Origin of the sequence: Achromobacter kerstersii, assembly GCF_902859595.1 — a bacterium.
Classification (GTDB): Bacteria; Pseudomonadota; Gammaproteobacteria; order Burkholderiales; family Burkholderiaceae_B; genus Achromobacter; species Achromobacter kerstersii.
In genome coordinates this window covers 373,768-386,654 of record NZ_CADIJQ010000001.1, presented here as the reverse complement: position 1 = coordinate 386,654, position 12,887 = coordinate 373,768, and the positions used below count along the sequence as shown (strand labels likewise).

Annotated in this window: 10 protein-coding genes; all 10 read right to left on the bottom strand. The window is 64.6% G+C overall.

Annotated features, from left to right (window positions below; all coding sequences use genetic code 11):
* Positions 1-379: 379 nt before the first annotated feature.
* The 10 genes from HV765_RS01745 to HV765_RS01700 all read right to left on the bottom strand — a co-directional run bounded on the left by HV765_RS01745 (position 380) and on the right by HV765_RS01700 (position 12,885).
* Entirely contained in the window at positions 380-1,042 is a 663-nt protein-coding gene (locus tag HV765_RS01745) for a response regulator (protein WP_054427743.1), read from the bottom strand.
* An 11-nt stretch (positions 1,043-1,053) separates the two neighbouring features.
* Complete coding sequence (locus HV765_RS01740; protein WP_054427745.1) at positions 1,054-2,991, bottom strand: type IV pili methyl-accepting chemotaxis transducer N-terminal domain-containing protein; 1,938 nt, start codon at positions 2,989-2,991, stop codon at positions 1,054-1,056.
* 61 nt (positions 2,992-3,052) lie between these two features.
* Positions 3,053-3,610 carry a molybdopterin-guanine dinucleotide biosynthesis protein B gene (gene mobB, locus HV765_RS01735; protein ID WP_175168562.1) on the bottom strand — a complete coding sequence of 186 codons (558 nt, stop codon included), beginning with the start codon at positions 3,608-3,610 and terminating at the stop codon, positions 3,053-3,055.
* Positions 3,607-4,266, bottom strand: coding sequence for a carbonic anhydrase (locus HV765_RS01730; protein ID WP_175168561.1), 660 nt, complete (start codon positions 4,264-4,266; stop codon positions 3,607-3,609). The genes mobB and HV765_RS01730 overlap by 4 nt, the downstream gene beginning before the upstream one ends.
* 1 nt (position 4,267) lies before the next feature.
* A complete protein-coding gene (locus HV765_RS01725; RefSeq protein WP_175169456.1) occupies positions 4,268-5,347 on the bottom strand; it encodes a GTP 3',8-cyclase MoaA in 1,080 nt (359 codons plus the stop codon).
* Positions 5,347-6,156: a peptidylprolyl isomerase gene (locus HV765_RS01720; protein WP_175168560.1), complete on the bottom strand. Its 810-nt coding sequence runs from the start codon at positions 6,154-6,156 to the stop codon at positions 5,347-5,349. The genes HV765_RS01725 and HV765_RS01720 overlap by 1 nt, the downstream gene beginning before the upstream one ends.
* A gap of 23 nt (positions 6,157-6,179) precedes the next feature.
* Entirely contained in the window at positions 6,180-6,863 is a 684-nt protein-coding gene (narI, locus tag HV765_RS01715) for a respiratory nitrate reductase subunit gamma (protein WP_054427758.1), read from the bottom strand.
* Between the two features lie 18 nt (positions 6,864-6,881).
* Entirely contained in the window at positions 6,882-7,544 is a 663-nt protein-coding gene (gene narJ / locus HV765_RS01710) for a nitrate reductase molybdenum cofactor assembly chaperone (protein ID WP_054427760.1), read from the bottom strand.
* Positions 7,545-7,558: 14 nt separating this feature from the next.
* On the bottom strand, positions 7,559-9,127 hold the full coding sequence (narH, locus tag HV765_RS01705; protein ID WP_054427762.1) for a nitrate reductase subunit beta: 1,569 nt from the start codon (positions 9,125-9,127) through the stop codon (positions 7,559-7,561).
* Complete coding sequence (locus HV765_RS01700) at positions 9,124-12,885, bottom strand: nitrate reductase subunit alpha (protein WP_175168559.1); 3,762 nt, start codon at positions 12,883-12,885, stop codon at positions 9,124-9,126. The genes narH and HV765_RS01700 overlap by 4 nt, the downstream gene beginning before the upstream one ends.
* Positions 12,886-12,887 lie beyond the last annotated feature (2 nt).

Sequence of the window (12,887 nt, the reverse complement as noted above, 5' to 3'; positions counted from 1 at the left end):
TGTGTTGTCTAGCAATCACCTGAAACCCGATATAAATATCGTTTGATTAATCAGATAACTGAATTGAATCCATAGGGATGTAGTGCAGTGGCCAGCGCGCAGGCGAACGCAGCCGCCACGCCAAGCATCAGCACAGTGAACACGGTGGAAAGGGTGATGGGGACGGGGTTTGACGCGTCAACGCCCATCAATCAGAACGCGTTTATTGATGGGCGTGAGGTAGATGCCTAAAAGGCGTTGATGCTTACAGGCGATAAAACAAGGAATATCAGAAATGACAGAATTCAGACGACCATTATTGAATGTTCGATCGTAATAATCGCAATATTTGTCTTAGTCGATATCTGTCGGAACGGTCATCATCTGATGCGCCGCAGCGCTATTCCTCAGAATGCAAGCCGTGCTCCACGGCATACACCGCCACCTGCACGCGGCTGGTCAGATTGAGCTTTTTCAGCACGTTCTGCACGTGAATCTTTACCGTGCTTTCGCTGACGTCGAGTTCTCGCGCAATGACCTTATTGCTGGCGCCGCGCGCCAGGCATTGAACGATCTGCGTTTCGCGTGCGGTCAGCCGGTGGCGTTCGGCATGCCCCGGCGCCTGCGCCGCCAGCGTGGCCTGGCCTCGGAATTGCTCCACCAGTTTGGCCGTCATGCTTTCGGCGATGACGGATTCCCCGGCCGCGGCGCGGCGGATGGCGGACGTCAGCACGTCGGCATCAATGTTCTTGACCAGGTAGCCGCGCGCGCCATCACGCAGGGCCTGGCCCAGCTCGTCGGCCTCTTCCGAGACCGTCAGGATGATGACGGCGCACGACGGCAAGTCCTGCGTCAGCAATTGCAGCGACTCCAGTCCCGACAAGCCGGGCAGGTTCAAGTCCAGCAGCACAACATCAGGCTTGAGTTCCTTGGCGCGCTTGATGCCTTCCACGCCATCCCCCGCTTCGGCCACCACCTCGAAATCGGGCTGGCGTTGCAGCAGGAGCCGCACGCCGGAGCGAAACAGCGTGTGGTCGTCGATAAGCAGAATACGGATGGGCATGGTCGTTCGGGTCAGGCGGCCTGGCGTTCACTGCCGGGCAAGGTCAGCGCGACGCGGGTGCCCGCGCCGGGTTGTGATTCGATTTTTATCACGGCGCGCATGCGGGCGGCACGTTCGTGCATGATGTGCAGGCCGACGTGCGCTTCGCCCCGGGCGGCGACGTCGGCGGGGTCGTAACCCTGGCCGTTGTCGGTGATCAGCAAGGTGAAGTCGCGGTCATTGCCAACCGCTACCTGTACGCGGCTGGCTTCGGAGTGCTTGCGCACGTTGGACAGCGCCTCTTGCAGGATGAACAGCACTTGCAGTTGCTGCTCGGGCGGCAATGGCGCGCCTTGGCCGTGGCCGAAATGCAATTCGGTATCGATGCCGGTCTGCCGGCGGAAGCGGTCAACGGTGCTTTCAATGGCGGCTTGCAGATCCCCCTGGCCCAGCTTGCTGCGGAAGTTCGTCAGCAGTTCGCGCACGTCTTGATAGCTTTCGTCGACACCCGTGCGCAGCAGCGGCAGAATCTCGGTGACCTCGGCGTCGTCGCCACGCTTGACGGCCGCGTCCAGCATTTGCAATTGCAGGTTCAGGAAGTTCAGGCCCTGCGCCAGGCTATCGTGCAGCCCTTGCGCCACCAGCCCGCGTTCCTGCACCACGGCCAGTTGGCGGGCCTGGGCGCTCAGGCGCCGGTTGTCCAGCGCCACGCCCAGATGCTGGCCCAGTGTTTCCAGCAACTGCGAATCAGACGGGGCCAAGCGGCGTTGCTGGCGGAAATGCAGCGAGTACGACCCCAGCACTTCGTCGCGCGTCACGATACGGAACACGGCCACGCTGGCGAACCCGTCGCGCACGCAGTTCAAGTCCATGTCCGGCGGCGTATGCCGGAAGTCCTGAATGACGATGACGCCCGCCTGGCGCGTGGCGACGCCGCAATAGCAGTCGTCCACCTTCATGCAGTGCTCGGATTCAACCAGTTCGTCTGACAAGCCCACCGACACCACCAGATTGAGCTTTTCATTGTCCGGGTCCAGCGCGCGGATGCTGCCGCCTTCGGCGTCGAATTGCAGCATGACGCGGCGCAGGAAGCCATCGCACAGCGCTTCAATATCGTTAGGCTGATTCAGAAACGCCGCCATGTCGTACAGCGCGCCGATGTCGCGGTTCTGCGCGGCCAGTTGCGCCGTCTTCTGCTCTACCCGCTGCTCCAGGCTGGTGTACAGGTCTTGCAGTTCGTCGGCCATGCGGTTGTAGCCACGCGCCAGCACGCCGAATTCATCCTGGCTATCAACCGGCAGCCGCGTGCTGAAGTCGCGGTCGCCCATCCGTTGCAGGCCATCGCGCAGGCGCAGCACGGGCGCGATGATCCACAGGTACAGCAGATAGATCATCGCCAGCGTGCCCGCGCTGGCAATCGCGGCCAGCACGCCTTGCGACAGGCGCAGCATGGTGGTCTTGCCGGCATTGTCTTGTTCGATCATCCGCACCAGCGTGTCCGCCCGCGACACGAATTCAGGCAGGGTCTGAAGATACGTGGCGGCGTCCGGCTGCGCCAGCGCGGCTTGCGCCGCCGGCTTCATGATGTCGTGCCAGTAAGTGGCCACGTCGCGCCATTGCGCGCGGATCGTGTCGTCGTTGGGTATGAACAGCGGACGGGCGGGATTGCCGCGCGCCAGACGGGAGATGGTCTCGTCCATGACGGCGACCTGTTCGTTCGTGCGCACCGCGCGGCCCGCTTGCGGACGCATCAGTTCAACGGCCACCCGGTTGGCGCGCATGCGCAGGCTGCCGGTGTCGTTGATGGCGGCGCCCGCGCCTTCCAATTGCCACGACAGCCAAAGCGTCCAACTGATCATCGACAGCACGACAACCAGCGCCGCCAGAGAGCTGGCGATGATGCGCGTGGACAGGCGGTGCCAGGGAGATGGCAGGCCGTCGTCGGCGGGGCGGGTTGATGAGGACGTCATGACGATCAATGCTTACGGTGCGATGCGATGCGATGCGATGCGGCTGCTAGTGTATTCGGCTTCAGTGCGCGGGCTGGCCGGACCCGGCCGCCCCACCTTTCCCCAATCCCTGGCCCAACCCCTGCCCCAACCCCAGCGTGCGGCACACGAAGTCCGCGACTTGTGCGGGGTCGTTCAGCGGCAGGCAGGGTAAAGCGGTGTCCAGCGCCGCGTCGGTCACCACCGCCAGGAAACTGCCGTCTTCCGTATGCAGAGGGGGTTTGCCCAGCGCCGGGCGGTAAACCTCGATGCGCGGGATGGCGGCCTGCTTGAAGCCTTCCACCAGCACCAGATCGGCCGGCGACAACCGCGCCACCTGTTCGGCGAGCGTGGGTTCTGGCGCATTGCGCAATTCATGCACAATCGCATACCGGTACGGCGACGCCACCATCACTTCCTGCGCGCCTGCCAGCCGAAAGCGCGCGCTGTCCTTGCCGGGCGGCTCCATCTGGAAATCGTGGTGGCTGTGCTTGATGATGCTTACGCGCAGGCCGCGCGCGGCCAGCAGAGGCAGCATGGCCTCGATCAAGGTGGTTTTGCCGCTGCCGGACCGGCCGGCGATACCGAACACTGCGCTCATGCATGCTCCGAAAACAAGGGACAGACGATGGGCAAGAACGCGTCCGCCCGCGGTGAGTATGCCAGCAATGCGCCTGCCACCAAGTCGAAATACCAACCGTGCAAGGTCAGGCTGCCCGCCTGCACCGCACGGCGCACGAAAGGCAGCTCGTCCAGATTGCGCAGCGATATCAGGATGGATGCCTGCTCGCAGGCCCGGCGGCGTTCGGCATCGGTGGCGTCGGGCATTTGACTCAGCACGCGCTGACGGGCGGGTTCGGCGATGTCCATCCAGCGTTCCAGGTAATCGGTTTCGCCGTCGCTGCGGGTGCGGTGCTCCATCAGCGCGCGAATACCGCCGCAGTGCGCATGGCCCAGCACGATGATGCGGCTGACCTGCAATTGCTCCACGGCGAATTGAATGGCCGCCAACACGCCTTGCAGGCCCCGGTCGGCACGAGCCGGCGGCACCAGGTTGGCCACGTTGCGCACGGCGAAGATGTCGCCGGGGTCGCAGCCCAGCAGCATCGCCGGGTCCACGCGGGAATCGCAGCAGCCGATCAGCAAGGTGCTGGGGTGCTGGCCGTCGCGCAGGTTGCGGTACAGCGCGGGCGCGGATTCGTAGTACTGCTGCTGAAAGCGCTGGAAGCCGTCGACGAAGCGTTCGATGTCTCGCATCTCAGCCTCCCGTTTGCGCCATGAAACGCACAATGCGCTCGGGTTGGCTGACGAAATCGTGCCGTTCGGGTTTGGCGGCGATGCCAGTCTGGATGGCTCGGGTCAGCGCCGCGTCGCTCGCGCCGGCGCGCAGCATGCGGCCCAGCGGCACCTGGTCTTCCTGGCCCAGGCACAGGTACAAGGTGCCATCCACGCCCAGCCGCACCCGATTGCAAGCGGCGCAGAAATGGCGCGACATGGGCGTGATGACGCCCAGCACCGGTGCGCCGTGCCCAGTGGTCCAGTAGCGGGCGGGGCCGGAGCCGGGGGTTGATCGGGCCATGGAACCCGCCCCAGCGCCCGCGCCCAATGCCGCCCCCGATCCCACCGCCGAGCCCACAGCCGATCCCGCCCCCGGCATCGCCGGCACCAATCCCGCTTCGGCCGCCAGCACCGCGCCCAGCGCGTTCAAGTCCGTATGCCGCATGCCCTGGCCACAGCTGCCCATGGGCATGGGTTCGATCAGGCGCAGCACGAAGCCCTGCGCGATCGCGTAGTCCAGCAGGCGGCGCACCTGTGCGCGCGGCGACGCGGCGTGCACCACGCTGTTGAGCTTGATGGGCGCAAAGCCAGCGTCCCGCGCGGCCGCCAGCCCAGCCAGCACATCGGCCAGGCAATCGCGCCCGGTGATCTCGCTGAAGGCGTCGGCGTCCAGCGTGTCCAGGCTGATGTTCAAGCGCGTCACGCCCGCCGCCCGCAGCGCGCCCGCATGGCGCGCCAGCTGCGTGCCGTTGGTGGATACCGACAGGTCCGTTACCCCCGGCATCGTGGCAATGGCCCCTGCCAGCTCGGGCAGGCCCCGGCGCAGCAAGGGTTCACCGCCGGTCAGTCGCACCTTGCTGACGCCCAAACCGACGAACAGGCCGATCACGCGCGCCATCTCGGCGTGCGAGAGCCAGTTGGCGGGCGTTTCGAAGCCCTTGAAGTCCTTCGGCATGCAGTAGGTGCAGCGCAGGTCGCAGCGGTCGGTGACCGACACGCGCAGGTAGTCGATGCGGCGGCCGAACCCGTCTGTCAGCGATCTTGGCGCAGGCCCGTCCATCACGCTGCCCTCCCGCCCACGACGCGATCCGCTTCGCTGCTTTCCAGGTCGATGCCCTGCACGTCAGCCTGTTCGACCAGCAGCTTGGTGTACTGGCGCCACGCGGTGTCGCGGCTCATGTTGGACAGCGCCGCCGCGATCTGTTGGGCCACGTGTTCGTAAGGCAGCATGCGCCCCTCGATGCGGCGCGTCACCCGCACAATGTGCAGGCCGTGCCGCGTTTGCAGCAACTGCGGCAGCAGGCCCCCCGAGGGCAGCGCGAACACCGCGCGTTCGAATTCGGGCACGGTATCGCCCCGGCCCAATTGGCCCAGGCTGCCGCCCACCGCCGCCGACGGGCAGTTGGATTGTTCGCGCGCCACCTGGGCGAAGCGCGACGGATCGGCCAGCAGGTCTTGCAGCACGGTGTTGGCATGCGCGCGCAACCTATCCAGGTTGACGTCGGGCGTCACCTGGAAAAGGATGTGATCGGCTTCAACCAGTTCACCCACCAAGAAGCGCTGCGGGTTGGCGTGATAGAAGCGGCGGCAGGCGGCGTCATCCGCCACGGGCGCGGCGGCCTGGCGCGCCAGCAAGGCGGTGATGATCGCGTCTTCGTTGTCCCCGACCTCGTTCGCGTCCTGCGCGCCCTGCTCGTCGTTCGGTGACGCCGGCTGCACCTGAAGCCGGCGCGCTTCGTCCAGCAGCACCCGGCGCAGCACCAGCGCGGTGATGGCGTGGCGCATTGGGTTGCTGGCGTCCGCGTGCAGCGGCAGTTCACGTTCCAGATCGGCGTCGTTCAGTTCGATGCCATTGACAATGACAGGCATGTTCGTCTCCCGGTGTACAGGTTTCAGCGCGGACGCACGAGTTGCCAGGCACGGCCCAGATACGCCACCGAGGCGAATCCGCTCCACACGTGCACCAGCCGCGTAAACGGGAAGATCACGAAGAGCGTCAGCCCCATGAACAGGTGCGCCTTGAACAGCAGCGGCACGTCGGCGATGTGGCTGGCCGCGTCGCCCTGGAACGTCACGATGTGCTGCGCCCACGTCATCAGGCGCACCATCATTTCGCCATCCATGTGGCCGGCCGACAGCACGATGGTGGACAGGCCCAGCAGCAAGGTGATCAAGATCCACAACAGCAGCAGCTTGTCGCCCGGGCGCGTGCTGCGGGCAATGCGGGGGTCGGACAAACGGCGGTGGATCAGGATCAGCAGGCCCACCAGGCAGATGCCGCCCATGACGCCGCCCGCCACCATGGCGACCGTTTGCTTGAGCGTGTGCGAGACGCCCAGCGTGTCCCACACCACCACGGGCGTCAGCAGCCCGGCCAGGTGGCCGAAGAACAAACCCAGGATGCCGATGTGGAACAGGATATTGCCCAGCCGCAACTGGCCGCGATGCAGCAGCTGCGAGCTGTCGGTCTTCCAGGTGTATTGCTCGCGCTCAAAGCGCGCCAGGCTGCCCAGCAGGAAAACCGTCAACGCAATATAGGGATAGATGCCGAAAAGGAACTGATTCAGGGAGTTCATGATGCGTCGTCCTGAGCACTAAAGGTTAGCGGCGTTGGGATTGGCGGGCGCCCGAGGGTAGAAGCGCACCGCCTGCGCGCCATCGCCCGCGAACGGGCGCAGCAGCGGTTCCACGCCGTCGGCGCTGACGCCGAAGGTGTCCATGGCCTCGTCCATGTCGCGCACGGGGGCTTCGGTTTGTTCGCGCGGCGTCACCCGCGACTGCGCGCGCAACACCGCGAAGATGGCGGCGTAAGGGCTGTCGCCCCGCGCCAGGCGCGAGCCAATCGCGGCCAGCACATGGATGGCCTCGTCCAGCAGGTCCTGCGCCTGGGCGGGTTCAATCACGCCCAGGAACTCCAGGAACAGCGGCACGTGGTCGGGCAGCTCTGACACAACCGGTTCGAAGCCGTGCTGCCGGTAGGTGTCCAGCAGGTCGACCATGGCCTGGCCGCGGTCGCGGCTTTCGCCATGCACGTGTTCAAACAGGTGCAGCGAATGCGAGCGGTTGCGGTCAAAGGTGGCGACGTAGTTTTCCTGCACGGTAATCAGGTCGTTCGTGGCCAGGTAGGCAACGAGCGGTTGCAGGGTTTCCTCGGCGTCCGGGTGGGCGGCCAAGGCGGCCTCGACGTCGCTCAGCGCGTCCAGCAATTCTGGCTCGGGGTAGCTCAACAAGGCGGAAAGCAAGCGGTACAGCATCATGGAGTTCTCCTCTTCTAGCGGGCCAGCTCGGCCTTTTTGCGGGACTTCGGCATCTCGATGAAGATCTCGCTGCCCTGAGGCTTGCGGCCGAACAAGGTGCCTTCGGACACGCCGCCCGAGCAGCCGTTGCCAAAGGTGAAGCCGCAGCTGCCCTTCTCGTTGAAGCTGTCTTCCACGATTTCCTTGTGGCTGCTGGGCACCACAAAGCGGTCTTCGTAGTTGGCGATGGCCATGATCTTGTACATGTCCTGCACCGTCTCTTCAGACAGCCCCACTTGCTTGAGCAGTTCGGTGTCGCGTTCGCCGTGCACGGTTTCCGACCGCTTGTAAGCGCGCATGGCCAGCATGCGTTCCAGCGCTTGCAGCACGGGCGCTTCCTTGCCCGCCGTGAGCAGGTTGGCCAAGTAGCGCACGGGAATGCGCAGGCTGGACACGTCTGGAATCATGGCGCTTTTGCCCACGGTGCGTTGCGGCATCTGGCCGGCCTCGGCGGCGGTTTGAATGGGCGACAGCGGCGGGATGTACCAGACCATCGGCAAGGTGCGGTATTCCGGGTGCAGCGGGAACGCCACGCGCCATTGCACGGCCATCTTGTAAACGGGCGACTGGCGCGCCGCTTCCAGCCACGACTCGGGAATGCCCTGTTCGCGCGCAGCGGCGATCACCTCGGGCGAATGCGGGTCCAGGAACAGGTCCAGCTGCGATTCGTACAGGTCCTGCTCGCTGGCGACGGCGGCGGCGCGTTCAATCTGGTCGGCGTCGTACAGCATGACGCCCAGATAGCGGATGCGGCCCACGCAGGTTTCCGAGCACACGGTAGGCTGGCCGGCTTCAATGCGCGGATAGCAGAAGGTGCACTTCTCGGCTTTGCCGCTGCTCCAGTTGTAGTAGATCTTCTTGTACGGGCAACCCGAAATGCACATGCGCCAGCCGCGGCATTTGTCCTGGTCGACCAGCACAATGCCATCGTCTTCGCGCTTGTAGATGGAGCCCGACGGGCAGCTGGCGACACAGGCCGGGTTCAGGCAGTGTTCGCACAGGCGCGGCAGGTACATCATGAAGGTGTTCTCGAACGTCGAGTACATCTCTTTCTGTACGCCCTCAAACAGCGCGTCGCGGCTGCGGGCGCTGAATTCCCCGCCCAGGTCGTCTTCCCAGTTCGGGCCCCAATGGATCTTGTCCATCTTCTTGCCGGTCAGCACCGACACCGGGCGCGCGGTGGGCGGCGTTTGCGACAACGGCGCGTTCTGCAGGTGCTCGTAGTCGAAGGTGAAGGGTTCGTAGTAGTCGTCGATGGCCGGCAGGTTCGGGTTGGCGAACAGGTTGGCCAGGATGCGCAGCTTGCCGCCCTGGCGCGGTTCCAGCTTGCCGGCGGCGGTGCGCTTCCAGCCGCCCTTCCACTTGTCCTGGTTCTCCCATTCCTTGGGGTAACCGATGCCGGGCTTGGTTTCCACATTGTTGAACCAGGCGTATTCAACGCCATCGCGGCTGGTCCAGACGTTCTTGCAGGTAACCGAACATGTGTGGCAGCCGATGCACTTGTCCAGGTTCAGCACCATGCCGATTTGGGCGCGTATCCTCATGATTGCTTCTCTTCTTGTTGCGTTGCGTCTTCAGCCGGGTCTTCGACCAGCGGGCCTTCCAGCCAGTCCACCTTGTTCATCTTGCGCAGCACCACGAATTCGTCGCGGTTGGCGCCGACGGTGCCGTAGTAGTTAAAGCCGTAAGCCTGCTGCGCATAGCCGCCGATCATGTGCGTGGGTTTGAGCACGGTGCGCGTGACCGAGTTATGGATGCCGCCGCGCTTGCCGCTGGTTTCGGCGCCCGGCACGTTCACGATCTTTTCCTGCGCGTGGTACATCAGGCACATGCCGACTGGCACGCGCTGGCTGACGACCACCCGCGCGGTCAGCGTGCCGTTCACGTTGAAGACTTCGACCCAGTCGTTGTCGACCAGCCCCGCTTGCTTGGCCTCGGTTTCCGACACCCACACGTGGGGGCCGCCCCGGCTTAACGTCAGCATGCGCAGGTTGTCCGAGTAGGTGCTGTGGATGCCCCACTTCTGATGCGGCGTCAGCCAGTTCAGCACCAGTTCCTTCTCGCCATTGGGATACTTGCCCAGCATGGGCGCCACCGTCTTGGTGTCGATGGCGGGCTTGTACACGCAGGAGCCTTCACCAAAATCCAGCATCCAGCGGTGGTCCTGGTAGAACTGCTGGCGGCCGGTCAGCGTGCGCCATGGGATCAGTTCGTGCACGTTGGTATAGCCGGCGCTGTAGCTGACCTCTTCGCTTTCCAGGCCCGACCACGTGGGCGCTGAAATGATCTTGCGCGGCTGCGCCTGGATGTCGCGAAAGCGGATCTTGTCGTGCTCGCGGCCCACGGCCAGATGGGTGTGGTCGCGCCCGGTGATCTTGCCCAGCGCTTCCCACGCCTTGACCGACACATGGCCGTTGGTCTCGGGCGCAAAGGTCAGGATCATCTCGGCCGCGTCGATGGCGGTGTCCAGGCGCGGGCGGCCTTGGCTGACGCCCGCTTCCCCGACGCTTTCGTTGATGCCGGCCAGCTCATGCACTTCGTGCTCGGTGTTCCAGTTGATGCCCTTGCCGCCGTTGCCCAGCTTGTCCAGCAAGGGGCCAACAGAGGTGAACTTGCGGTAGATGTCGTTGTAGTCGCGCTCAACCACCGTCATCGACGGCGCGGTCTTGCCCGGCACCAGATCGCATTCGCCCAGCTTCCAGTCGCGCGGCTCGAACGCCTGGCCCAGTTCCCCGGGGGTGTCGTGCATCAGCGGCGTCAGCACCAGATCCCGGCGCTTGCCCAGATAGGGGCCGCCGATCTCGCTGAACTTCTTGGCCAGCAGCTTGTAGATTTCCCAGTCGGTCTTGCTTTCCCACAACGGTTGCACGGCTTCGCTCAGCGGGTGAATGAAGGGGTGCATGTCGGACGTGTTCAGGTCGTCTTTTTCGTACCAGGTGGCGGTCGGCAGCACGATGTCGCCGTACAGGCACGTGGTGCTCATGCGGAAGTCCAGCACGGTCAGCAAGTCGAGTTTTCCTTCGGCGGCGTCTTCCTGATACGTCACTTCCGTGGGCTTGATGGCCGCCGCTTCGTCGCCGAACACGGCGTTCTGCGTGCCCAGCAGGTACTTCAGGAAGTATTCGTGGCCCTTGCCGCTGGAACCCAGGATGTTCGAGCGCCACACAAACATGTTGCGCGGGAAGTTGGCGGGGTCGTCCGGGTCTTCGCAAGACATCTTCAGCGCGCCGGACTTGAGCTGTTCAACCGCATGCGCGATGGGGTCCTTGCCCGCGGCATCGGCCTGGGCAACGAGATCCAGCGGATTGGTGCGCAGTTGCGGGGCAGACGGCAGCCAGCCCATGCGTTCGGCGCGCGCGTTCAGGTCGATCATGCTCAAGTCGCCGTACTTGGCGCGATCGGCCGTGGGCCCAAGCACCTCCTGCACGTTCAGCTTTTCGTGACGCCACTGGCTCGTGTGCGCGTAGAAGAAAGATGTGCCGTTCATCTGGCGCGGCGGGCGCACCCAGTCTGACGCAAACGCCAGCGGCGCCCAGCCGAACTGCGGACGCAGCTTTTCCTGGCCCACGTAATGCGCCCAGCCGCCGCCGCTTTTGCCCACGCAGCCGCACATCATCAGCATGTTGATGATGCCGCGGTAGATCATGTCCATGTGATACCAGTGATTCAGGCCCGCGCCCACGATCACCATCGACTTGCCTTCGGTGTCGTGCGCGTTCTGCGCGAACTCGCGCGCCACCTGGATCACCTGCGCGCGCGGCACGCCGGTGTGCTTTTCCTGCCAGGCCGGCGTGTAAGGCACGTCGTCGTCAAACGACGTCGCGACGTTGCCGCCGCCCAGGCCCCGATCCAGCCCGTAGTTGGCCATTTGCAGGTCATACACGGTGGCGACCAGCGCCTCCGAACCGTCAGCCAGGCGGATGCGGCGGGCCGGCACGTTGCGCACCAGCAGCTCGTCGTGTTCGCTGCCGAAGTACGGAAAGCCGACGGCGACCGTTTCACTGTTCTGGCCGAGCAGGCTGAGCGTGGGCCCGATCTCGCGGCCATCACCGCCGTTCTTGGATTCCAGGTTCCAGCGGCCGACCTTCTCGCCGCCATTGACCGCGCCCTCGCCCCAGCGAAAGCCGATGCTGCCGTTGGGCGCCACAAAGTCGCCGGTATGGGCGTCCATCACCAGCGTCTTCCAGTCGGGGTTGTTCTGCTCGCCTAAAGCGCCGTCCAGGTGCGAGGCGCGCAGGAAGTGGTCTGGCGCATGGAAGCCGTCGCGCGCTTTCAGCAAGACCAGCATCGGCATGTCGGTGTAGCGCCGCACGTAGTCCTGGAAGTACGGCGACGGGTTGGCCGACAGGTGGAATTCTTTCAGGATCACATGGCCCATTGCCATGGCCAGCGCGGCGTCCGTGCCCTGCTTGGGCGCCAGCCAGATGTCGCCGAACTTGACCATTTCGCCGAAGTCGCTGGAAACGGCGACGGTTTTCGTGCCCTTGTAGCGGACCTCGGTATAGAAGTGCGCGTCGGGCGTGCGGGTCTGCGGCACGTTCGAGCCCCACACCATCAGATAGGTCGAGTTGTACCAGTCGGCCGATTCCGGCACGTCGGTTTGCTCGCCCCAGATTTGCGGGCTGGCCGGCGGCAGGTCGCAATACCAGTCATAGAAACTCAGGCAGGCACCGCCCAGCAAGCTCAGGTAGCGCGCGCCGGCGGCGTAGCTGACCATGGACATGGCCGGAATCGGCGAGAAGCCGATCACGCGGTCGGGGCCGAATTTCTTGATGGTCAGCGCGTTGGCGGCGGCGATGATTTCGGTAGCCGTGTCCCAGTCGGCGCGGACGAAGCCGCCCAGGCCGCGCACGGACTTGTAGCGCTTGGCGCGCGCGGGGTTCTGGCTGATCCATTCCCAGGCGGCGATGGGGTCCATGGTTTTGCGGGCGTCGCGCCACATTTCCATCAGACGGCCGCGGATCATCGGGTACTTCACGCGTTGCGCCGAATACACGTACCAGCTGTATGACGCGCCACGCGGACAGCCGCGCGGCTCGTGGTTGGGCAGATCGGGCCGCGTGCGCGGGTAGTCGGTCTGCTGCGTTTCCCACGTGATCAAGCCGTTCTTGACGTAAACCTTCCACGAGCACGACCCGGTGCAGTTCACGCCGTGGGTCGACCGCACCACCTTGTCGTGCTGCCAGCGCGAGCGATAGGCGTTTTCCCACTTGCGGTCTTCGTTGACCGTTTCGCCATGGCCATCGGCAAAGGTGGATTTCACCCGCGACATGAACTTCAGCCGGTCCAGAAAATGACTCATTG